This is a genomic window from Vibrio sp. 10N.286.55.E10, from assembly GCF_002872555.1.
Classification (GTDB): domain Bacteria; phylum Pseudomonadota; class Gammaproteobacteria; order Enterobacterales; family Vibrionaceae; genus Vibrio; species Vibrio crassostreae.
In genome coordinates this window covers 69,806-94,932 of the sequence record NZ_MCSD01000003.1, presented here as the reverse complement: position 1 = coordinate 94,932, position 25,127 = coordinate 69,806, and the positions used below count along the sequence as shown (strand labels likewise).

At 46.9% G+C, this 25,127-nt stretch carries 11 protein-coding genes; 6 read left to right on the top strand and 5 right to left on the bottom strand.

The window, feature by feature from the left end; genetic code table 11:
* Positions 1 to 97: 97 nt before the first annotated feature.
* Positions 98 to 280 (top strand): hypothetical protein, encoded by a 183-nt coding sequence (locus tag BCV39_RS02275; protein WP_017106218.1) that lies wholly within the window; start codon positions 98 to 100, stop codon positions 278 to 280.
* 74 nt (positions 281 to 354) lie between these two features.
* On the opposite strand, the gene BCV39_RS02270 is transcribed toward BCV39_RS02275, so the two are convergent.
* The 3 genes from BCV39_RS02270 to BCV39_RS02260 form a co-directional block, all read right to left on the bottom strand.
* A complete protein-coding gene (locus BCV39_RS02270) occupies positions 355 to 1,716 on the bottom strand; it encodes a TRAP transporter large permease (protein WP_102432835.1) in 1,362 nt (453 codons plus the stop codon).
* A gap of 2 nt (positions 1,717 to 1,718) precedes the next feature.
* Positions 1,719 to 2,474: a TRAP transporter small permease gene (locus BCV39_RS02265; RefSeq protein WP_102432836.1), complete on the bottom strand. Its 756-nt coding sequence runs from the start codon at positions 2,472 to 2,474 to the stop codon at positions 1,719 to 1,721.
* 64 nt (positions 2,475 to 2,538) lie between these two features.
* The gene (locus tag BCV39_RS02260; protein ID WP_048661479.1) at positions 2,539 to 3,534 is read right to left on the bottom strand and encodes a TRAP transporter substrate-binding protein; all 996 of its coding nucleotides are present in this window, start codon (positions 3,532 to 3,534) and stop codon (positions 2,539 to 2,541) included.
* 356 nt (positions 3,535 to 3,890) lie between these two features.
* Between BCV39_RS02260 and BCV39_RS02255 the strand changes: the two genes are divergently transcribed.
* The gene (locus tag BCV39_RS02255) at positions 3,891 to 4,298 is read left to right on the top strand and encodes a thioesterase family protein (RefSeq protein ID WP_009847292.1); all 408 of its coding nucleotides are present in this window, start codon (positions 3,891 to 3,893) and stop codon (positions 4,296 to 4,298) included.
* A gap of 20 nt (positions 4,299 to 4,318) precedes the next feature.
* On the opposite strand, the gene BCV39_RS02250 is transcribed toward BCV39_RS02255, so the two are convergent.
* Entirely contained in the window at positions 4,319 to 5,146 is an 828-nt protein-coding gene (locus tag BCV39_RS02250; RefSeq protein ID WP_102432857.1) for a 4'-phosphopantetheinyl transferase superfamily protein, read from the bottom strand.
* A 709-nt stretch (positions 5,147 to 5,855) separates the two neighbouring features.
* Here BCV39_RS02250 and BCV39_RS02240 point away from each other — a divergent pair.
* Genes BCV39_RS02240 through pfaD form a run of 4 tightly spaced genes read left to right on the top strand, consistent with a single transcriptional unit; the run spans position 5,856 to position 23,456 of the window.
* A complete protein-coding gene (locus BCV39_RS02240) occupies positions 5,856 to 13,682 on the top strand; it encodes a type I polyketide synthase (RefSeq protein WP_102432837.1) in 7,827 nt (2,608 codons plus the stop codon).
* Positions 13,682 to 15,754, top strand: coding sequence for a PfaB family protein (locus BCV39_RS02235; RefSeq protein ID WP_102432838.1), 2,073 nt, complete (start codon positions 13,682 to 13,684; stop codon positions 15,752 to 15,754). The genes BCV39_RS02240 and BCV39_RS02235 overlap by 1 nt, the downstream gene beginning before the upstream one ends.
* Positions 15,751 to 21,780, top strand: coding sequence for a beta-ketoacyl synthase N-terminal-like domain-containing protein (locus BCV39_RS02230; protein ID WP_102432839.1), 6,030 nt, complete (start codon positions 15,751 to 15,753; stop codon positions 21,778 to 21,780). The genes BCV39_RS02235 and BCV39_RS02230 overlap by 4 nt, the downstream gene beginning before the upstream one ends.
* A gap of 38 nt (positions 21,781 to 21,818) precedes the next feature.
* Positions 21,819 to 23,456: an eicosapentaenoate synthase subunit PfaD gene (pfaD, locus tag BCV39_RS02225; RefSeq protein ID WP_102432840.1), complete on the top strand. Its 1,638-nt coding sequence runs from the start codon at positions 21,819 to 21,821 to the stop codon at positions 23,454 to 23,456.
* A gap of 97 nt (positions 23,457 to 23,553) precedes the next feature.
* Here pfaD and hflX read toward each other — a convergent pair whose 3' ends face one another.
* Complete coding sequence (gene hflX / locus BCV39_RS02220) at positions 23,554 to 24,921, bottom strand: GTPase HflX (RefSeq protein WP_048661485.1); 1,368 nt, start codon at positions 24,919 to 24,921, stop codon at positions 23,554 to 23,556.
* Positions 24,922 to 25,127 lie beyond the last annotated feature (206 nt).

Below are 25,127 nucleotides of genomic sequence, written 5' to 3'. Positions count from 1 at the left end.
AACGCAAAGCGCAACTTGATCTGAATGTCTATCGAAACTGGCAGAGATAAGATTCATCTTCCATAATTCATATGTCGACTTTAAGGATAAGTTGCATATGAACGAAAAAACGACCATTCCTGTCATTGTAGATACAGTGCTTATTGATGACCATTATGAAGTAGAAAGAAGATCTGGGCGCGATCGAAGAAAGAAAAAACTGCGCTGGAAAGGCTATGACAGACGCATAAGCGGTACTTTACGGCGCGGGAAAAAGAAAGCGATAGATGAAAAAGTATAACTCTTCATCTATCGCTGTTATTTACATTGAGAATGAAACCGTTCGTTAGACTAGCCGTGTATCTAAACCGCCAACTACTTGGTAATGATCTCCGGCCCCATCAAGGTGGTTGGTAACCATGTTGACACCCAAGGCACGTAAGTGACGATAATCAAGAACAAGAACATTACGCCTACCCAAGGCAGTGCGGCTTTTACCACGTTCATCATCGACATCTTCGCGACACCTGCGGTCACAAACAAATTGAGCCCGACAGGCGGCGTTATCATCCCTATCTCCATGTTCACCACCATCATGATACCTAAGTGAATTGGGTCGATACCGAGTGCAATGGCAATTGGGAATACCAACGGCGCTACGATGATCAGCAAACCTGATGGCTCCATGAACTGCCCACCAATCAAGAGTAGAACATTCACCACAATCAAGAAGGTGATCGGTCCTAAGCCAGCAGAAAGCATAGACTCAGTGATCATTTGAGGAATACGCTCTTCTGTTAGAACATGCTTAAGAATCAATGCGTTGGCAATGATAAACAGCAGCATGATAGTCAGCTTACCCGCATCATAGAGCGTGTCTTTGGTGTCTCTGTGACAAAAGGTTTGGAACACTTTCACCAGCGCAGGCTTGGTATTACTCTTGTCAGCGAAAGGTCCCATATCTTTATAGATAAAGTTGGCTATAAAGAAGGCATAAACCGCTGCAACAGCCGCCGCTTCTGTTGGTGTAAAGATTCCGCCGTAGATACCACCCAGAATGATGACAATCAGTAGCAAGCCCCAACTCGCATCTTTCGCTGCTGCGAACATCTCGCCCCAACCCACAAACGGCTGTGCCGGAATCTTCTTAATACGTGCCGCAATGTAGATAGCTATCATCAACATCACGCCCGCCAACAGGCCAGGAATCACACCGCCTAGGAACATACGACCTACCGATACATCGGTCGCTGCAGCATAAACCACCATCACGATTGACGGTGGAATCAAAATACCCAAGGTACCTGCGTTACAGATAACCCCTGCAGCGAATTCTTTTGTGTAGCCGTTTTTGATCATACCTGCGATAACAATACTACCGATCGCCACTACCGTTGCAGGAGATGAACCAGAAAGGGCTGCGAACATCATACATGCCACAACCGATGCCATAGCCAAACCGCCGCGGAACCAGCCCACCATCGCGATAGCAAAACGAATAATCCGCTTCGCCACACCACCCGTAGACATGAAGCTAGAGGCCAAGATAAAGAAAGGAATCGCTAAGAGTGTGTAGTGGCCTGCAAATGCATTAAACAGCGTTTGTGCGACTGAAGCTAATGACGCATCTGAATGCATCAATAAGAATATTACGCTCGATAAACCGAGGGAAATTGCAATTGGTACACCGACCAACATGAAAGCAATTACCATTAAAAATAGAAATAACATTGCCATGATTAGTCTTCCTTACCGTTAGATTTTGTACCCGACTCGTTCGCTTTGTTCTGCTTAGTCGAATCCAATACTGCTGTCGCGTCTTCATCAGAACCCGCTAACACATCAGCTTTCAAGGCATCCAGCTCTTCTTCGGCTTCGTGTCCTGCAATCATACGGTCAAGCTTGCCTGTTACGACTTGGTAAGCAACTTGAGCAAAACGGAACGTCAACATTGCCATACCAATCGGCAACGCCATATAAGGAATAAAACGTGGCAGTTTCTCGTATCGCTCTCCTTCATTCAGCCAGTCAGCAAGAAACTGAAGCATCTCTGGCATTGGAATATCGTCGGTCTCGTACCATGCGCGATCGGTCGCGAATGGGTACCAATAATTCCAAGAGCCGATAAGAAGTAAGATTGAAAATGCTAGGCAGCTTGTCACGGCGATTAGCGCGTACACTTTGCGTAGCTTTTCTGGGGCAAGGTTGATGATCACATCAACACCAATGTGGAAATGTTTTTTAACACCATAAGATGCGCCGACCAACACCATCCAAGCAAACATGAACACCGTCAATTCCAGTGCCCACAAGATATTGCCATTGAATGCGTATCGAAATACCACATTGGCAAAAGTAAGTAGCGTCATTGCGCCAAGGAAAAATGCGATTAATGACTCTTCAATCACATCCGTAACTCTTCCGACTTTGGAAAAAAGAGAGGTTTCCAGTGCTGATTCGCTAGAATTTGGTTGTTCCATTTGAGGCTTTTCCATAATTGACTCCGCTTATAATTGTTTTAATAAGGAGTGACGAATACTCGCCACTCCCTTAGCGGTATTATTGATTTGAAGCTAACGCTGCATCGATAAGATCTGAACCGATGTCTTTTTCAAACTTCTTCCATACAGGTTGAAGCGCAACTACCCATGCTTCACGCTGTTCAGGCGTAAGTGTACGAACCTCACCACCAGCTTCGATGATGTTGTTTTTGTTCGCTAGGTTAACTTTTGAAGATTCTGCGTTACGCGTCTCAGACACTTCCTGAACGATAGTACCAAGCTGTGTGCGTACATCTTCAGGTAGGTCTTTCCAGAAGTCGTTTGACGTTACCACTAGGTAATCCAAGATACCGTGATTGGTTTCAGTCACGCCGTCTTGTACTTCAAAGAACTTCTTACCGTAGATGTTTGACCATGTGTTCTCTTGGCCATCGATAACCTTGGTTTGCAGGCCACCGTACACTTCTTTGAAAGACATCTTCTGTGGGTTAGCGCCTAGTTGTTCAAACTGAGCTACCAATACGTCTGATGCTTGAACACGGAATTTCAAACCTTTTGCATCTTCAGGGCTGATAAGAGGTTTGTTCGCCGACATTTGTTTCATGCCGTTGTGCCAGAATGCTAAGCCTTGAAGACCACGACGCTTCATCGCATTCTTCAGTTTTTCACCAGATTCTGAGTTTTGGAAACGGTCGACGGCTTCTACGTCTTCAAATAGGAAAGGAAGGTCAAAAATGCGGTATTTCTTAGTGAATTTCTCAAATTTAGACAGCGAAGGTGCCGCCATTTGAACATCACCATTTAACAGGGCTTCCAGTACCTTATTATCATCGTAAAGTGTCGAGTTAGGGAAAACTTGCATACAAGCTTTACCATTCATTTCAGTGTTTACTCGCTCTTCTAGTAGAGAAGCGGCAATGCCTTTCGGGTGCTTATCGGTATTGGTTACGTGACTGAATTTAATCACGATTTCACCAGGGTCACAGTTTGCAGCAGCATTAAAACTTGTGAGCGCCAGAGCAGATACAGACAGCAGGGTAAGAGGCTTAAACATTATTATTCTCCTTAGTAAACAAAGCAGCCCTTCAATGGGAACTGCGTGCTTTCACTAAGGCAATTAGCGCGCCACATTAACACAAATCATTAACAACCCTTTAACCATAAGGCTTCATGATATCTGCCTGCTGCAATCACCAACTCGCTGCGAAAATCAATGGGTGGGAAATGACACATAGAATATTTGTAAATGGGTGGGAGTTGACCAACGTATTAGTAATGAATAAGGCCGAATGAGGTCTGACCAAAAGCTCGATAGTCGATGATGCCTTGAAGTAATTTCTACCTATCCTGTAGAGTGCTGCACAACTTAGTCAGATTTACTACAACGCTACTTAATAAGAGTTGATATCAATGAGCCAGATCTACCATCACCCAGTACAAATTTACTATGAAGATACCGATCACTCAGGTGTGGTTTATCACCCTAACTTTCTAAAGTACTTTGAGCGTGCACGCGAACATGTATTGGGTAGCGATAAACTGGCGACCTTGTGGAATGAGCACGGATTAGGTTTTGCGGTGTATAAAGCCAACATGACTTTCCAAGATGGGGTTGAGTTCGCTGAGATTTGCGATATCAGAACCTCTTTTGAACTCGATGGAAAATACAAAACGCTATGGCGACAAGAAGTGTGGCGCAAAGATGCCACTAAGCCTGCTGTGATTGGTGATATTGAAATGGTCTGCCTTGATAAAGACAAGCAACTTCAGCCTGTACCCGCTGAAGTATTAAAAGCGATGCTTGGCGAAACGAGCTAACTTCACCTCACCAAGCTAGCTTAAAAGAGATGAGATGATGGAAAGGTTCTCATCTCTATCTGCATCGGTAGCAAATTTCCGCCGAGCGTAACCGCAAAGCGATACTGCTCATCCAACCGCCCTAAGCAACATTGCCAATCTGTAGAAATATCGGTTTGCTCAGTAACATCCAACCCAACTCCACTGTATATGCTGATTTCACCATGAAATCTAATTTCATCCTGCAACTTTGGTTGAAAATTCGAAGGGTGAATTGGCAATGTTTGCTCCGTCAGATTGGAGAAATCAAACGAAAAGCTTCGCAACGATGTGGCTAGCCCCCTGCCCGTCGCTTTGATATACGACTCCTTCAGCGCCCATAGATCGAAAAAGCGCTCTCTCTGCAGCTCTTTACTAAGTTTAAGTAAATCCGCCAATTCCTTATCTGAAAAATAGTGCTTCATGATCGAATCGATATTGGTCGAGCTTCTTGCATGTTCGATATCGACACCCAGTTGAACTCGCTTCCCTTCTCTCTGGCAAACCGCGACTAACAAATGTTCTTTGCTATGACTGATATTGAAATTCAGGCCGGTTTCTATTTGTTGTTTCTCAATTAATCTTGGCTTCCCTTTCTCACCATATTCAAAGCACCACGCTTCAGGCATCAAATCAGAATAGCTAGACAGCACCTTTCTTAGGTAGTTGCGAACATACAGGGCCTGAATTTGAGATGAAGGCATTCGATAGCGCTCAACTTTGGCTATCTCGTCGGCCGTCAGTCTCTTTTTGAGCTGAGATACAATGTCTGGCTGGTCATTCAAGTTACCCAGAGAACATAGCCACAAATCAACCACTGGGTTTTCCAATTTACTCACGCTCACTTCTTCAAACCACTTATCAAAAAAACATCAAAACGAACAAATTTAACTCACCTATGATTTGAGATAAACATAGAGAATCTGCGCAGGAAACACCCTTCATATAGGGACTTAAAACTAACTTTTAAAATAATAACAAATTAAAACACAGATCACATTCCACCTTATGGAACATGCATCTATTAAATGTTACTTACAAAAATCTGACATAGATCTCACTAAGTCAAAATGTAGAGTATAAACACTAAAAAACCACCCATACTCATTAATTATCAACAAGTTAATTCCATTAAAAATACAAAAAACAAAAGTTCAGAAAAATCATCTGGTCTGAACAGATCATAGTGGTCTCTGGGAGCATTGTATCGACCACTCACCTCGGGTAGCCTGCTCAACCATTAAACAAAATCACACGTTTTTATTGCGGATACCTGCTTTGCATAAAGCAGTACTTTGGACAGGATTTAAATGGACATCAACCTCACATTCGAATGCCCTCTTATAGCATGAAAAACGTAATCAACCCCTGCAAGTCACTGTACTTCGCACCCCCTATTTCAGTCAGGTGGCCGACTTTCGGTAGCCTTACTCTTCAGCTGCGTTTGTCCAAATCTGTTTCAGATTTATTTTCGATTCAATTAAAAGCGCAGCCTCAAAACACGACATCGCCCTCAGTGATTTCAAGTGGAGACTCATAATGAGCCAACCCGAAAAAAATACCCCGGAATCAGTCGACGACACTCGACTTAATAAACGTCTTAAAGACATGCCTATTGCTATCGTTGGAATGGCAAGCATGTTTGCGAACTCTCGTTACTTAAACAAGTTCTGGGATTTGATCAGCGAAAAGATCGATGCAATTACCGAAGTGCCTGATACGCACTGGCGTCCAGAAGATTACTACGATTCAGATCGTACAACGCCAGACAAATCTTACTGTAAGCGCGGTGGTTTCATCCCAGAAGTTGACTTCAACCCTATGGAGTTCGGTCTTCCGCCAAATATCCTTGAACTGACTGATACGTCACAGCTGCTTTCTCTGATCGTGGCAAAAGAAGTACTTGAAGATGCGAAACTTCCTGAAGGTTACGATCGCGATAAGATCGGTATTACGCTCGGTGTGGGTGGTGGTCAGAAGATCGCTCAAAGCCTAAATGCTCGTCTTCAATACCCTGTTTTGAAAAAAGTCTTCAAGAGCAGTGGCATCAACGACGAAGACAGCGAAATGCTGATCAAAAAGTTCCAAGACCAATACATCCACTGGGAAGAGAACTCGTTCCCTGGTTCATTGGGTAACGTTATTTCAGGTCGTATTGCTAACCGCTTTGACCTTGGTGGGATCAACTGTGTCGTAGATGCTGCGTGTGCAGGTTCTCTAGCCGCAATGCGTATGGCTCTGAGTGAGCTGGTTGAAGGCCGCAGTGAAATGATGATCACTGGTGGCGTGTGTACTGATAACTCGCCAACCATGTACATGAGTTTCTCTAAAACACCTGCATTTACCACCAATGAAACCATTCAACCTTTCGACATCGATTCAAAAGGGATGATGATTGGTGAAGGCATCGGCATGGTTGCTCTTAAGCGTCTTGAAGATGCTGAGCGCGATGGCGACAGAATCTACTCAGTGATTAAAGGTGTCGGTTCTTCTTCGGACGGTAAGTTCAAGAGTATCTACGCGCCTCGCCCTGAAGGACAAGCAAAAGCACTAAAACGCGCTTACGATGATGCTGGTTTCGCACCACACACGCTTGGCCTTTTAGAAGCGCACGGCACAGGTACAGCAGCAGGTGATGTTGCTGAATTTGGTGGCCTAAACTCGGTATTCAGTGAGAACAATGAAGAGAAGCAACACATTGCGTTAGGCTCTGTGAAATCTCAAATTGGTCACACTAAATCAACTGCGGGTACTGCAGGTTTAATCAAAGCTGCATTAGCACTACACCACAAAGTACTGCCGCCAACGATCAACGTATCGGCTCCGAATCCTAAGTTGGATATCGAGAACTCACCGTTCTACCTAAACACACAAACGCGTCCTTGGATGAAACGTGTCGACGGCACACCACGCCGTGCAGGTATCAGCTCATTCGGTTTTGGTGGCACTAACTTCCATGTTGTATTGGAAGAGTACACGCCAGAGCACGCTCGCGGTGACAAATACCGTCAGCGCCAAGTACCGCAAACACTGTTATTCAGCGCGGAATCTCGTCAAGCACTGATCAATGAGCTCAACCAGGTTTCAACTCAAGCTGCAGACGCTGTGTTCAAACTGGAAGCGCTTGCTGAGCAGCACGCTCTACGCGAAGTTGACGCTAAGCATGCTCGTCTTGGTTTAGTCGTCACTGACCAAGCAGACCTTCAAGCGCAACTGACTCAAGCGGTTTCTATGCTTGAGAGCCAAGCCAAAACACATTGGCAGATGCCAAACGGTACTAGCTACCGTGAGTCGGCACTGATTGCAGAAAATGGTGCAGGTAAAGTGGCAGCGCTATTTGCAGGTCAAGGTTCGCAATACCTCAACATGGGTCGCGAACTTGCGTGTCATTACCCTGAAATGCGCCAACAGCTTGCTCAAGCGGATCAGGTATTTGGTCAGCACAAGAAAACGGCTCTGTCGCAAATTCTGTTCCCAATTCCAACCTTCACACCAGAAGCAACCAAAGCTCAAGAAGCTGTGCTAACCAACACCGCCAATGCGCAAAGTGCAATTGGTACTGTGTCTATGGGTCAGTTCGACATCATGACTCAAGCTGGCTTCAAAGCAGACATGGTTGCAGGCCACAGCTTTGGTGAACTAAGTGCACTATGTGCATCGGGTGTTATCTCGCAAGACGATTACTACCAGCTAGCTTTCGCTCGTGGCGATGCGATGGCGGCGACACCTGAACAAGGTGACAGCGGTACTATGTTTGCGGTCATCTTAGACGCAGACAAACTTCCAGCCGTTGAAAGCTGCATCAGCCAATTCGAAGGCGTGAGCATTGCCAACTACAACGCTCCGACTCAACTGGTTATTGCAGGTCCAACTGCGACGGTTCAACAAGCAGCACAAGCGCTAACTGAACAAGGCTTCAAAGCGATTGCTCTGCCAGTGTCTGGTGCTTTCCACACACCGCTTGTTGCTCACGCTCAAAAACCATTTGCTTCTGCAATTGATAAAGCTTCATTCAGCGCTCCAACGCTGCCGCTTTACTCAAACGCAACGGGCAAACTGCACAGCAAAGACGCGAAAGCGATCAAGAAAGCGTTCAAGCAACACATGCTGCAATCGGTTCGTTTTAGCGAGCAAATTGAAGCGATGTATGAAGCAGGCGCGCGCGTATTCGTTGAGTTCGGTCCTAAGAACATTCTTCAAAAACTGGTTGAGAAAACATTGGCTGATAAGAACGAAGAGCTTTACGCAATCAGTATCAACCCAAGCCCTAAAGGCGACAGTGACCAACAGCTTCGTTTAGCTGCAGTTCAACTATGCGTGGCAGGTGTTTCATTAGACAACATTGACCCTTACCAAGCTGACATTGCTGAACCTGCGAAGGCATCACCAATGAACATCAAGCTGAATGCAACCAACTACATCAGCCCTGCTACTCGTAAGAAAATGGATCAATCATTGGCTTCGGGCAACGTCACCGAAAAGACTGAGATTGTTGAAGTGAAAGTTGAAGTCGAGAAAATCGTGGAAAAAGAAGTGATTAAAACAGAAATCGTTGAAGTACCTGTGGCTGCTCCTCAAGCTTCAAATGTACAACAGTCAGTTGCTCCTGCACCAAGTGCACAAGTGGCAACAGCAGCTCCGCAATCACAAGTGGTTCAAACTGCCCCAGCGACTAGTCAGCCAACAACTAAAGTAACGGTAGATGAGTCTTCATTGCAGTCGTTCTTCAATGCTCAACAACAAGCAGCAGAAGTACATCAGCAGTTCCTTGCGATTCCTCAGCAATACGGTGACACGTTCAACACCCTAATGTCTGAGCAAGCGAAAATGGCAACAGCAGGCGTAGCAATTCCTGAAAACCTACAACGTTCTATGGAGATGTTCCACCAGCACCAAGCAGAGACGCTAAAAGCTCACGCTCATTACCTAGAGATGCAAGCGCACAGCAACAACTCAGCACTTAACATGCTGACGCAAGGTTCAGTACAAACGGCACAACCAACCTTCGTTGCTTCTGTAAATGCTCAGCCTGCGATTCAAGCGACTCCAACAACTATCGTTCAACAGCCTGTAGCTCAAGTACAATCGACTTCTGTACAAGCAGCACCTGTTCAAAATGCGGTAGCTCAGAAAGCTCCAGTACATAAAGCAGCTCCTGCACCGCAAGTAGCGGCTCAAGCGGCAACGCCTGTTGCAGCCCAACCTGTACTAGTTAAAGCACAACCAGCTCCTGTAGCTGTAGCAGTACAATCAGCAGATGCTGAAAAAGTGATGCTAGAAGTGGTCGCTGAGAAAACGGGTTACCCAACGGAAATGCTTGATCTAGAAATGGACATGGAAGCAGACCTTGGTATCGACTCAATCAAGCGCGTAGAGATCCTTGGTACCGTTCAAGACGAAATGCCAAACCTACCTGAGCTGAACCCTGAAGATTTAGCTGAGTGTCGTACTCTTGGTGAAATCGTTACCTACATGAACAGCAAGATGCCAGCATCAGCGCCTGTGGCAGCACAGCCAAGCGCAACTGCTACTGTTCAAGCCGCTAACGGTCTTGATGCAAAAGTCGTTCAACAAACCATGCTAGAAGTGGTTGCTGAGAAGACAGGTTACCCAACGGAAATGCTTGATCTAGAAATGGATATGGAAGCAGACCTTGGTATCGACTCAATCAAGCGTGTTGAGATTCTGGGTACGGTTCAAGATGAACTGCCTACTCTTCCAGAGCTAAACCCTGAAGATTTAGCTGAGTGTCGCACTCTTGGCGAAATTGTTGCTTACATGAACAGCAAGCTCCCAGCTTCTGCACCAGTTGCAGTACAAACGGAAGTAGGTGCGCCAGCAGCAGCTAACAGCGGTCTAGATGCGGCTGTCGTTCAAAAAACCATGTTAGAAGTAGTGGCAGAGAAGACGGGCTACCCGACTGAAATGCTAGACCTAGCAATGGACATGGAAGCTGACCTTGGTATCGACTCAATCAAGCGTGTTGAAATCCTAGGTACGGTTCAAGACGAACTACCGACTCTTCCAGAGCTAAACCCTGAAGACTTAGCTGAATGTCGCACTCTAGGCGAAATCGTAGCCTACATGAACAGCAAGCTTCCGGCTTCTGCTCCAGCAGCAGCTCAAGTATCTGCACCAGCGCAAGCAGTCTCAAACGGTTTAAACGCCGAGCAAGTTCAAAGCACAATGTTGAGCGTAGTGGCTGATAAAACGGGCTACCCAACAGCAATGCTAGACCTAGCAATGGATATGGAAGCAGACCTTGGCATCGACTCTATCAAACGTGTAGAGATCCTTGGAACAGTTCAAGACCAACTACCAACATTGCCAGAGCTGAACCCTGAAGATCTAGCTGAGTGTCGTACACTAGGCGAAATCGTTGCTTACATGAACAGCAAGCTAGGCGCTAATGAAGCTCCTAACGCAGCGCCTGCTCCAGAAGCAGCTACAGCCTCAGTAGAAAGCGCAAGCAACGACCTAAATCCTGCTCACGTTCAATCAACAATGATGGAAGTGGTTGCCGACAAAACAGGCTACCCAGCAGAAATGCTCGACCTAGCGATGGACATGGAAGCAGACCTTGGTATCGACTCAATCAAACGCGTTGAGATCCTAGGTACGGTTCAAGACCAGCTACCAACGCTGCTAGAACTGAATCCTGAAGACTTAGCTGAGTGTCGTACGCTTGGTGAAATCGTTACCTACATGCAAAGCAAGCTATCCGCTGCTGCACCCGTAGCGACTCCTAAAGCTGAATCAGTAACGCCTATCGCAGAAACAGCGACAGCGGAACTTCCTCCACACAATGAGGTAGCGCTAAAAAAGCTACCAGCGGCAGATAAACTCGTCGATTGTTTCTCAAAAGACGCTTGTGTCGTGATCACAGATGATGGTCACAACGCCGGTGTTCTAGCAGAAAAGTTGACCGCTAACGGCATTCAAGTTGCTGTAGTGCGTAGTGCTCTTTCTGCCGCGTCACCTTTAAACAGTGAAATCGCAAGCTACACACTCAACAGCGTCGATGATGCTGGTGTGACTGCAGTTATTAACGACATCGAAGCAGACCTTAAAACGTCGAACAAAGTGATTGCGGGCTTCATTCACCTACAAGCTATCGTTGATGCTAAACAAAGCAACGAGCAAGCGGTTAACTTGAATGCAGACTCAAGAGCTTCACTGACGACAGCGTTCTTATTCGCCAAGCACCTAAATGGCCAACTGAATGCCGTTTCTGGTCGTAGCGTGTTCTTCACACTAAGCCGTATCGATGGTGGCTTTGGTTACCTAGATACTAAGCAATTAGCGAATGCAGAACTTAACCAAGCGGCTCTATCTGGTCTAACTAAGACACTGAGCCATGAATGGTCAAACGTGTTCTGCCGTGCATTGGATGCTGACGCTTCGATTGATGCTCGTCACCTAGCTGAAGCTATCATAGGCGAACTGTTCGATATCGATACCAACACCGTTGAAATCGGCCTTAGCCATGCGGAAAACGGTGAATCTGGTCGTGCAACATTGATTGCTGCAACACCAGGCGCTGCACAAACCAAAAACGCAGGCGCTCAGCTCGCCAAGAGCGACAAAGTTCTCGTAACGGGTGGCGCTAAAGGCGTGACGTTTGAATGTGCACTGACGCTTGCTAAGCAATGTAAGTCTCACTTCATTCTTGCAGGTCGTAGTAAGCATATTACTTCAGCTGAGCTACCTCAGTGGGCTCAAGGCAAGCAAGAGAAAGAGCTAAAACCAGCGGCTATTGCTCACCTACAAGCAACAGGTGACAAACCAACGCCAAAGAAAGTTGATGCCTTGCTAAAACCTGTATTGAGCAGCCTTGAAATCAACGCAGCACTTGCCGCTTTCAACGAGATTGGCGCAAGCGCTGAGTACCTAAGCCTAGATGTGTCGAACCATGAGTCGGTAGCGAAAACACTGGCGAATTTCTACGGCATCACGGGTCTTATCCACGGCGCAGGCGTACTGGCTGACAAACACATTCAAGACAAAACACTTGATGAACTGAACATGGTTTACGGCACGAAAGTGGGCGGACTAGAAGCGGTTCTTGGCGGTCTTGATAGCAGCAAGCTAAAACTGATTGCGATGTTCTCTTCGGCGGCGGGTTTCTACGGAAACACAGGCCAAAGCGATTACTCGATGTCTAACGAGATCCTAAACAAAGCGGCTCTGCAATTGTCTGCGCGTAACCCTCAAGCGAAAGTGATGAGCTTCAACTGGGGACCGTGGGACGGTGGCATGGTAAACGCAGCACTGAAACGTATGTTCACAGAGCGTGGTGTGTACGTGATTCCTCTTCAGGCGGGTGCAGAGCTGTTTAGTTCTCAGCTACTGAACGAAACTGGCATTCAATTGCTGGTTGGCACGAGCATGCAAGGTTCTGACAACAAGGAAGCTGCTGTAAAAAAGCTTAATGCGGAGTCTGTGCATCTTGCAAAGAGTCCGCTGAATACAAGCATCACTGTGACACGTCATCTTGATCCGAAGGCATTGCCTTTCATTCAAGATCACTGCATTGCCGGTAACCCAGTGTTACCGACAGTGTGTGCCATCCAATGGATGCGTGAAGTCGCTGAGCAACTGTTAGGGGTGAACGTTAGCGTTCACAACTACAAACTGCTGAAAGGTGTGATTTTTGATACTGATGAAGTGCAAGAGCTAACGCTTGTCTTGTCTACAGAGGCTAAATCAAAAGGTCAGCTAAAAGCAGTAATCAGTTGCCAAGGGCGACCACAGTATCAAGCTCAGTTGCAAGTTGCCTCTGTGCAAGTGTCTGAAGATGTTCAACAAGCGTCAGAAAAGCGCTTTAAAACCAACACTTCAGCACCTGTAACAACGGCGCAAGCTCTATACAGTGATGGCACTCTGTTTCACGGACCAAGATTGCAAGGTATTACCTCAGTCGAACGCTTTGACGACTTAGGCTTACTGGCTCAGTGCCAAGTGCCCCAGATTGAAAACAGCGACTGTGGATCATTTATTCCTAAGCAAGGCTTTGGCGATAGCCAACCATTTGCTGAAGATTATCTGTTGCAAACCATGCTGGTATGGGCTCGATTGAAATACGGCGCGGCAAGCCTACCGTCTGCAATCGGTGAGTTTGTTTGTTACGCACCGATGCACAATGGTGACCAAGGTTGGCTAGAGCTGTGCGTGATAAAAGGCACGGCTCGTTCACTGCAGGCTGATATCTCGCTTTACCACCAGGATGGTCGTTTAAGTGCGGTAATGAAAGGTGCCAAAGTCACCATCAGCAAGAGCTTAAACGACGCATTTTTGCCGAAGTCTAGCTCTGCCGTATCAAAGAAAGAGGCGACTAAGAACGCAGAAAAGGAGCAATTGTCATAGTGACTGTTCCTACTAATAAAGCGATGCCATTGCGCATCGCTCTTTTAGCTCAGCCAGCAAACGCGGCTGAGCTTTCTGCCGACTTATTCCCCTCGTTCCCAGACATGATGACTGTTGTGGTTGATGGCAATTTTAATCAAGCACTTGCTCAAGCGATTGAGGCTGTCATTCAAGGTAGTGTTATTAAACTTTGTTTAGATTCTCACTCACCATCATTGTTGATGTTAAGTGCGCTGAATGCTGCTCAGAATAAGATTCACCCACACGCGAATTTAGCGGGTTTTGTCGAAGCTCTCGATCTAGATAATGGAGATAGCGTTCAGCTTGCTCTGGATATGTCACGCCGCCCCGCTTCAGACTTAAGCCATCAACAGCAATACTCAGCCCTATCTGCTTCGCGGCAGTTTAATGAATTGTTGAATATGGTTAATGCGATATCGAGCCGTTCATTACCGAGCTATTCATTACCGAGCTATTCATTACCGAGCCACTATTGGTTCACTGAGCCGAACAAAGCACGTATTGCTGCGTTAACTTTCAGTGACGATAACCAAAAAGCCACCAGCCTGATATTGACTCAAGCGACCGGTTTGCAAGAACCAAAACCCTTGCTATCAAGCGAGCGTTTGATGTTTGTGGTTTCTGGCAGTGACCAAGCCGAATTGGTTTCTCAGCTAACCTCGTTAAGAGAAGAGCTAAAATGCGTTAGTGATTCAACGGACAGCGAACTTGCTATCGCCACCCTGATGCATTCAAACCTAAGTCACTTCCAAAGCATTCAACACAATGCTGGCCTTAGCGCGAACATAGTGATTCAAGCGGCTTCAATTGATGCTGCATTGCAAGAAATCACAGCGCTAGAAAATGCGCTGCCAAAAGTAATGGCTGACAATAGCCAATACAAAACTCCGGCAGGCAGTTGTTTCTCTCCAAAGCCTCAAAGCAAAGGTGGCGTTGCATTTGTTTACCCTGGTGTTGGCACGGTTTATCCCGGCATGTTGCGCGAGTTTCACCACCATTTCCCACAGTTATTTGCTCGCTTAGAACGCGAAGGTAACTTGAAAGAGATGCTACAGGCTGAAAAAACCTACGCTGAGGACTCGCAAGAAATGTCGCTCAGCGAGCTGGCAATTGCAGGTGTGGGCAGCAGTTATCTGTTAACACAACTGCTATGTGATGAATTCAAAGTGCAGCCAGATTTCGCCTTGGGCTACTCCAAAGGTGAAGCTTCCATGTGGGCCAGCTTAAATGTTTGGAAAAACCCACATGCGCTGATCGAGATGACTCAAACCAGTCCTATCTTCACCACGGCTATTTCTGGCGAGCTCACCGCAGTGCGTCAAGATTGGCAGCTGAACGGCAACGAAAGCATCCAATGGAATAGCTTTGTGGTTCGCAGTGATGCACAAGCGATTGAGGCTCTGTTACCAGAATTCCCACGCGCTTATCTCGCTATCATCCAAGGTGACACCTGCGTACTGGCTGGTTGTGAAAGCACATGTCGTGCACTACTCAAAAAACTAGGTAAACGTGGCATTGCCGCGAATCGTGTTACCGCAATGCACACTACACCAGCATTGAGCCAACATAGCCAAGTGCGTGAGTTTTACACGCAACCACTGTTCGACGAGTTGCCAAAGCATATCCGCTTTATCAGCGCAGCAGGTCTACCGACGGGCGCCCCAGTCAATATAGACAGCGACAGCATCGCCCTTTCAATTGCTGATACTTTCTGTTCAACGTTAGATTTCACCGCGTTGATCCAAAGTGCGCGTCAACAAGGTGCGCGTCTGTTTGTAGAAGTAGGTGCCGATCGTCAAACCAGCACATTGATCGACAAGATCAATCGTAGCGACGACGTAACCGACCAGTACTGCACAATCGCTTCCAATGCCAAAGGCGGTGACGATGTTGTCACGCTCATCAAATGCATTGGTCAGCTCATTACTCATCAAATTCCACTGTCTGTCGAGCCACTTATTCAAGGGCTAGAACAACAGATCACCGCCGCTAAGCAATTAAGTGGTGTGTCTCAAGACAGCGCAGTGAATCATCAAGGAGAGCTAGTATGAGTTCTCAATCGAAGCCATCTCAATATCAAGCTCAAACTCAAACTCAAACTCAAACTCAAACTCAAACTAAGAATAAGCAGCAAGTGAAGTGCAATAAAATCGCGATTGTCGGTATTGCGAGCCAATACCCAGAAGCTGATACGCCAAAAGACTTTTGGCAAAACTTGCTGAATAAAAAAGATTCTCGAACCACATTAAGCGCTGAAAAGTTAGGTGCTAAACCTAAAAGCTATCAGGGCGTACAAGGCGAATCAGACCGCTTTTACTGTGACAAAGGCGGCTACATTGAAAACTTCAATTTCGATAGCAATGGCTACCGCTTAACAGCAGAATCATTCAACGGTGTTGACCAGAGTTTCCTGTGGGCTTTGGATACCAGTCGTAAGGCTTTAACCGACGCAGGTATTGATCTGAATGCCGATGTTTTAGAGCGCACAGGCGTGATCATGGGTGCCCTTTCGTTCCCAACCACACGCTCAAACGACTTGTTTCTGCCGATGTATCACTCGGTGGTAGAGAAAGCACTTAAAGATAAATTGGCTAATGACCAGTTTTCACTGCTACCAACCAATGAAACCGCGCAAGATCTCAACCCTATCAATGGTGCTGCAGCACACAACGCCTCTAAGTTAGTGGCTGATGCGCTAGGTTTAGGCAACGTGCAACTTAGCCTAGATGCGGCATGTGCAAGCTCAGTGTATTCATTGAAGTTAGCATGTGATTACTTGAACACGGGCAAGGCCGACATGATGTTGGCAGGCGCGGTATCAGGTGCTGACCCATTCTTTATCAACATGGGTTTTTCCATCTTCCACGCTTACCCTGACCACGGTGTTTCGGTTCCGTTTGATAGCAACAGTAAAGGTCTATTTGCTGGCGAAGGTGCCGGTGTTTTAGTCCTAAAACGCTTAGCTGATGCAGAACGTGATGGCGATAACATTTACGCAATCGTCAGCGGTATTGGCTTGTCGAACGATGGCCGTGGCCAGTTCGTATTAAGCCCAAATAGCAAAGGACAAGTACAAGCCTTTGAACGCGCTTACGAGGCATCAAACCTAACACCAGACAGCATTGAAGTGATTGAGTGTCACGCAACCGGTACGCCATTAGGTGACAAGGTTGAGTTAACCTCAATGGAGCGATTCTTTGCTGACAAATTGAATGGTTCTAACCCGCCATTGATTGGCTCTGCGAAGTCAAACCTCGGTCACTTGCTGACTGCGGCAGGTATGCCAGGGATCATGAAAATGATCTTTGCGATGAAAGAAGGAGTGCTTCCTCCAAGTATTAATTTGGACAAGCCACTATCGTCGCCTGAAGGTTTATTTGGCCTACAGACTCTGCCAACGCAGGTTCAACCTTGGCCAAGTAAAGCGGGTAACTCAGAGCGCTGCGCGGGTGTTTCTGTATTTGGTTTCGGTGGTTGTAACGCTCACTTACTGCTTGAAGCGTATTCATACACCAGTCATGTAACCCAGACTCTAGAGTCAGCATCTCCAAGCCTACAACCGTCTAATTTAAGCATTACTGGCCTAGCGTCTCACTTCGGTTCTCTGCAAAGTATCAACGCGCTGAGCACTGCAATTGAAACCAACAACGATGCTTTCATTGCTTTGCCTAAGAAACGCTGGAAAGGCTTAGACCAACATCCAGAACTACTGAATCAGTTTGGTTTACACGGCATTCCAAACGGAGCGTACATCGATCAATTCGATCTCGATTTCCTACGCTTTAAAGTGCCGCCGAATGAAGATGACCGTTTGATCTCTCAGCAGTTGTTACTGATGAAAGTTGCAGACGAAGCCATCAAAGATGCCAAGCTTGTAGCAGGCCAAAAAGTTGCAGTACTCGTTGCGATGGAAACAGAGCTTGAGATGCACCAATTCCGTGGACGCGTAAACCTGCATAGCCAATTGGCTGACAGCTTTGCCAACATGGGTATCGAACTAACTCAAGACGAATACCAAGCGCTAGAAACCATCGCGATGGACAGTGTGATGGACGCAGCCAAGCTGAACCAATACACCAGTTTCATCGGCAACATCATGGCTTCGCGTATCTCTTCATTGTGGGACTTTAACGGCCCTGCCTTTACGATTTCAGCCGCTGAACAATCAGTTGCTCGTTGTATCGATGTCGCGCAAAACCTAATGTCGCAAGAATCCATGGACGCAGTCGTGATTGCAGCCGTTGACCTTAGTGGCAGTGCGGAACATGTGATTCTGAAGAACAGCATGAGCCCAGCGTCACTTGCTCCAAAATTCGGACAACCGCAAGACGGCAGTTGGAATGTGGGCGAAGGCGCAGGTGCGATTGTTCTTGTTGAAGAGAGTCGAGTAGCGAGCAACCAAGAGACAGCTTACGGCAGTATCAACGCCTTAGCCTTTGGTTCAAGCGAGCGTAACAACGCCGTTGCTGATGAGTTACTGACTCAAGTCGGTATGAGCTCGAACGATGTTTCTCTGCTTGAGCTTAACCATGCACCAGAGTCTTCGTCATATCAGTCTTCGTCTCTAAGTTTAGCGAGCACAAAGACGACTCAAGCGAGTCAACGTGTGGGTCACTGCTCTGCAGCTTCTGGGATGGCAAGCCTGTTACACGGTCTGCTCAACCTGAACCATGAGCCACTGAATCCAAATGTCAGCTCTAAAAACGCGATTGTTGCCAACATCAGCGAAGGCCAATGTTCACAGCTGTTACTAACTCAATCGAGTGTTGAATCTCAATCACTTTCCGTTCGTTTAAGCAGTGAACTGGCGAGCGATGCTAAACGTCAATTGGTTAAGCAAGTGACTCTTGGTGGTCGCGATATCTATCAACATATTGCCCAAACCCCAGTGACCAACTTGGCAACGATTCAACAGAAAGCTTCTGGTAAACAAGCTGTAAGAGTGGCGTCGATTCCAACGACAGCAAGCATTCAAGCAGCCCTTGCGCAAAAAGAGTTAGAGAAAAAAGCATTAGCGCAGAACGCGGTAGAGCCAGTCATCGAAACTCCTACATCAGTATCCCCTACTCTGGCGCCAACTCGCCACAGTCAGCTAACAGGTAACCACAGCAATATGACTCATGTCCTATCCGCTAAAAATGGCGCGTCTCAAATCGACGCTAAGACGGATGCAGCATTACAACCGTCTGTAACACCACATAACCAAGCTTTTGCTCAAAACCAGCAAGCGGCCCAGCAAGTACACAAAGCATTCCTGCACACTCGTGCCCAAGGCATGCAGATGGCTGATGCGCTATTAAAGGCACAGTTAAACGCAATTACGTCTGGTTTAGATAGCAATGCCCTGATTCAACAAACGAGTGGTCAACAAATAACTGGTCAACAAACGTCAACTCAGCCTGTACAAGCTCAATCGACTCAGGTTCAGTCAGTGCCAGTAAACGCACTTGCGACACCAACACCAGTAAAACCTATCCGTAAACCATGTATCTGGGATTACGATGATCTGGTTGAATACGCGGAAGGTGATATTGCCAACGTATTTGGCCCTGACTACGCGATCATCGATAGCTACTCGCGCCGCGTTCGCTTACCAACCACTGACTACCTATTGGTATCTCGTGTAACCAAGCTCAACGCGACAGTGAACGAGTACAAGCCAAGCACCATGACCACAGAGTACGACATCCCTGTTGATGCGCCGTACCTTGTTGATGGTCAGATCCCTTGGGCTGTTGCAGTTGAATCAGGTCAGTGCGACCTAATGCTTATCAGTTACTTAGGTATTGATTTCGAAAACAAGGGCGAACGTGTTTATCGTCTGCTTGATTGCACATTAACTTTCCTTGGCGACTTGCCTCGTGGTGGCGATACGCTGCGTTACGATATCTCCATCAACAGCTTCGCTCGCAATGGCGACACGCTGCTGTTCTTCTTCTCGTACGAATGTTTCGTTGGCGACAAGATGATCCTGAAAATGGACAACGGTTGTGCAGGCTTCTTCACTGATGAAGAGCTAGCAGACGGCAAAGGTGTGATTCACACTGAAGACGAAATCAAAGCTCGTAAGCTTGCAACTAAGCAACGCTTCGACCCAATGTTGCACTGCCCTAAAACCCAGTTTAACCACCAAGAACTGCGTCACCTACTGACTGCAAACATCGCAGAGTGTTTTGGCCCAACTCACCAATCTGATCGCCATCAGCCTTCTCTATGCTTCAGCTCTGAGAAGTTCATGATGATCGAAAAGGTCAGCCGTGTTGAACCGCAAGGCGGCACATGGGGACTTGGTCTGATTGAAGGTCACAAACAGCTAGAGCCTGAGCATTGGTACTTCCCTTGTCATTTCAAAGATGACTCAGTAATGGCCGGCTCTTTGATGGCAGAAGGTTGTGGTCAACTGCTGCAATTCTTCATGATGCACCTTGGCATGCACACGCTTGTTCAAAATGGTCGTTTCCAGCCGCTTGAAAATGCGCCTCAACAAGTACGCTGTCGTGGTCAAGTTCTACCACAATCGGCAGAACTGACTTACCGCATGGAAGTGACCGAGATTGGTTTAAGCCCTCGCCCATACGCAAAAGCTAACATCGATATCTTGCTGAACGGCAAAGTGATTGTTGATTTCCAAAACTTAGGTGTAATGATCAAAGAAGACGACGAATGTACTCGTTACCTGCCTTCTTTAGAAACAGCTGTCGCACCCCCTGTTATCGAAAGCTTGGACCATAAAAGCTTGGGCCATACGCCAGCAGTGAACCAACAAGCTTCAGCAAATTCGCCACTTATGGCGCAAATTGAAGACCTAGAAACAGCGCCAAATAAAGGCGTGATTCCTCTTCAACACGTTGAAGCGCCGGTAACGCCTGATTACCCGAACCGCACACCAGATACGGTTCCGTTCACGCCATACCACATGTTCGAGTTCGCGACTGGCGATATCGAGAAATGTTTCGGTCCTGATTTCTCTATCTACCGTGGGATGATTCCACCACGTACTCCGTGTGGCGATCTGCAGTTAACCACTCGTGTCGTTGAAATCGACGGCAAGCGTGGCGACTTCAAGAAACCTTCATCGTGTATCGCTGAATACGAAGTGCCAGAAAATGCATGGTACTTTGATGAAAACAGCCACCATACCTTGATGCCTTATTCGGTTTTGATGGAGATTTCACTGCAGCCAAACGGCTTCATCTCTGGCTACATGGGCACCACTCTGGGCTTCCCAGGCGAAGAGCTGTTTTTCCGTAACCTAGACGGCAGCGGCAAAATGCTGCGTAACGTCGACTTGCGTGGCAAAACGATTACCAACGATTCTCGTCTGCTTTCAACCGTAATGATGGGCACCAACATCGTACAGAGCTTCAGCTTCGAACTGAGCACTGACGGAGTGCCTTTCTACCAAGGTACAGCGGTATTTGGTTACTTCAAAGGTGCTGCACTGAAAGACCAACTGGGTTTGGACAACGGTAAAGTGACTCACCCTTGGCACGTTGATAACAACCGCACTCCGGATGTAAACATCAACCTACTAGATAAAACGACGCGTTACTTCAATGCACCTGTTTCTGCTACTGGTGAAGTGCAAGAGCATTACCAATTGGCTGGCGGTCGTTTGAACTTCATCGATACCGTGCAGATCACCAGTGATGGTGGTAAAGATGGTCTTGGTTACCTATACGCTGAGCGTACGATCGACCCTAGTGATTGGTTCTTCCAGTTCCACTTCCATCAAGATCCGGTAATGCCTGGTTCTCTAGGTGTCGAAGCGATCATCGAACTGATGCAAACCTACGCGCTAAACAAAGATCTTGGTGCAGGCTTCCGCAATCCGAAGTTTGGTCAAATCCAATCTGAAGTGAAATGGAAATACCGTGGTCAGATTAACCCTCTGAACAAGCAAATGTCTCTGGATGTACACATCACTGCGATTAAAGACGAAGACGGCAAACGTATCATCGTTGGCGACGCAAACCTGAGCAAAGATGGTCTGCGTATTTACGAAGTGAAAGACATCGCGATTTGTATCGAAGAAGCCCCTGCTACCGATAAAGCTCCTGGTATCAAGAAAGCATAAGCCGCCATTAGAGACAGAGAATTAGGAAAGAATTTAGTATGACAACTCAAACTACTATTAATAACGAAAAGCTATCTCCGTGGCCTTGGCAGATCGAAGAGAACACAACGCGTTTCGATAACGCAGCAATGTCGACAATCTTGAAAGATTTAAGCGTTGCTTGTTACGTAGTGAACCACCCAGAAAAAGGCTTAGGCGTTAGCCAACAAGCAGAAATTGCGTCGGGCGATTCAGCAAGCTCGGCGAACAGCCAGCCTGTTAGCGCCTTTGCTCCCGCTCTTGGTACACAAAGCCTAGGCGACGAAGATTTTCGTCGTTGCCACGGCGTAAAATACGCTTACTACGCAGGTGCAATGGCAAACGGCATTTCATCTGAAGAGTTGGTGATTGCGCTTGGTCAAGCTGGCATTCTTTGTTCATTTGGCGCGGCGGGGTTAATCCCGTCTCGTGTTGAGCAAGCGATCAATCGCATTCAAGCTGCACTACCAAACGGTCCTTACGCGTTTAACCTGATTCACAGCCCAAGTGAACCTGCGCTAGAGCGCGGCAGTGTTGAGTTGTTTTTGAAGCACAAGGTAAAAACGGTTGAGGCTTCTGCCTTCTTAGGTTTAACACCACAAATCGTTCACTACCGTGCTGCAGGTCTTAGCCGCGATGCACAAGGCGAGATACAGATTGGTAACAAGGTTATTGCTAAGGTGAGCCGTACTGAAGTCGCAAGTAAGTTTATGCAGCCTGCTCCTGTAAAAATGCTGCAAGCTTTGGTTGACGAAGGTCGAATCACAGCAGAACAGATGGAACTGGCACAGCTTGTTCCTATGGCTGATGACATTACTGCAGAGGCCGATTCAGGTGGTCACACTGATAACCGTCCGCTAGTAACCCTGTTACCAACGATTCTTGCGTTGAAAGAACAAATTCAAGCTCAGTACCAATTCAAAACACCGCTGCGTGTTGGTTGTGGTGGTGGCGTAGGTACGCCTGACGCTGCTCTAGCTACGTTTAACATGGGCGCGGCTTACATTGTTACTGGTTCAATCAACCAAGCGTGTGTTGAGGCTGGCGCGAGCGAACACACACGTAAGCTGCTTTCGACAACTGAAATGGCAGACGTAACTATGGCTCCGGCAGCAGACATGTTCGAAATGGGCGTAAAACTGCAAGTGGTTAAGCGCGGTACTTTATTCCCAATGCGTGCGAACAAGCTGTACGAGATCTACACACGTTACGACTCGATTGAAGCGATTCCAGTTGAAGAGCGTCAAAAGCTAGAGAAGCAAGTATTCCGTTCAACACTGGATGATATTTGGGCTGGTACTGTGGCGCACTTTAACGAGCGCGACCCTAAACAGATCGAACGTGCTGAAGGCAATCCAAAACGCAAAATGGCGTTGATCTTCCGTTGGTACTTGGGTCTTTCTAGCCGTTGGTCAAACACTGGCGAACAAGGTCGTGAGATGGATTACCAAGTATGGGCAGGCCCGGCACTTGGCGCATTCAACGCATGGGCGAAAGACAGCTACCTAGACGATTACCAACAGCGTAATGCGGTCGACCTTGCTAAGCACCTGATGCACGGTGCGGCGTACTTGGCTCGTGTTAATCTTCTTACCTCACAAGGTATCAAGCTTGATCCAGAGCTAGCACGTTGGAAGCCGACACAAAGAATGGCATAGGCATTTCAATACAGAGTTAATTAAACTCAACGAATAAAAAAAGCGACCTTATCGGGTCGCTTTTCTTTTGGTCATTCTTCTTAAGCTAGCTAAAAGATTAAGATTTCTGCATACGCTTTTTCAAGCGTGCCAAATCAATCGCGCTTGAGCGAACGGTCAACTTAATACACTCGTAGTCGTACTCTTCTTTTACCACACTCATGTTTGAGCGAATCTCACCAATGATGCCTTGGCCAGAATAAGGAATCGTGATCTCTTCTTCGATCATGCCTTCTTCAGCAACACCAACGATGTACTTGTGCAGTTTCGTGATATCCAGAGGATCACGAGTTGACGTTAGCATCGCATCTGGGAATTCTTCGATAAGCTCTAATTGCTGCTCTTCAGTCAATCTATCGCACTTATTCAGCACTAATAGTTTTTCGCTGCCTTCTACACCCACTTGAGCTAATACGTCGTGTACCACATCAAGTTGTGCGCGGAATGAAACATCAGAAGCATCAACGACATATAGCAGCAATGAAGCATCATGCGCTTCTGCGAGCGTAGAGTGGAACGAAGCAACCAGATCGTGTGGCAATTTCTTGATGAAACCCACTGTATCCGAAACCAGAATACGCGGCTGAGTAATTGGTTGAAGCGCACGAACCGTGGTGTCTAGCGTTGCGAACAGTTTATCTTCACCCACCACTTCGGTTGCGGTCATGGCACGCATCATCGAAGATTTACCGGCATTGGTGTAGCCAACTAAAGCAACAGTGAAAAGCTCCGCGCGCCTTGTGCGTCGGGTCTTCATTTCATCTTGTACGCTTACTAGCTCACGCTTAAGCGCAGCAATTTGGTCACGTACGTTACGACGGTCTAGCTCTAGTGAAGTTTCACCTGCGCCCTGACCCATTTGACGCTCTTTATCACCCTCAGCCGTTTCACGAAGTCGTGGCACTAAGTAGTTTAGACGAGCGATATCAACTTGCAGGCGAGCAGTACGAGTACGAGCGTGACGGCTGAAAATTTCGATGATGATGCCAGTACGGTCAAATACTTCCACACCCAAACTAGCCTCAACAGTGCGCAGTTGAGATGGGCTTAAATCACAGTCAAAGACCACAACATCGGCAGCGCCGTATTGAAAGTCGCCCGTTGGAAGATCATCAAAATCTAGCTCGTCGATTTCTGAATCAAACAGACCAGATTCATCAAGGAAGTCTTCATCTTCAGCTTCTTCAATCGAACCTTGGTAACCAGTTAGGTGTGCAATTTCCGCAAGCTTACCGGCACCCAACACGTTTTGTCGTTGAGTTGAACTGTGGTGCTGCGATTGAGTACCGACCACTTTAAACCCTAGGGTTGTTACTAAGCGAGCAAGTTCGGCAAGAGACTCTTTTGCTTCGTCACCTTTGAAGTCCGGTGTCGTAATAGAAATAAGTAAAGCGTTACTAGCTGAGGGTTTTGCTGTTAGTTTCATGTATTCTTCTGTTTATGCACCAAAGTGCAACCTAGTATTTGATCTAAAGTTGAGTCGATCCTACGCGTTTCTACGTCAGCTTTATATAGCCACATCACACTAAATATCAGCTTTGATGATAATTAACTGTCTACTCGATGATTATTCACAATAAAAAACGACCCATCAGGTCGCTTTTTATTGCCTACAACGGCATTTGTTACACC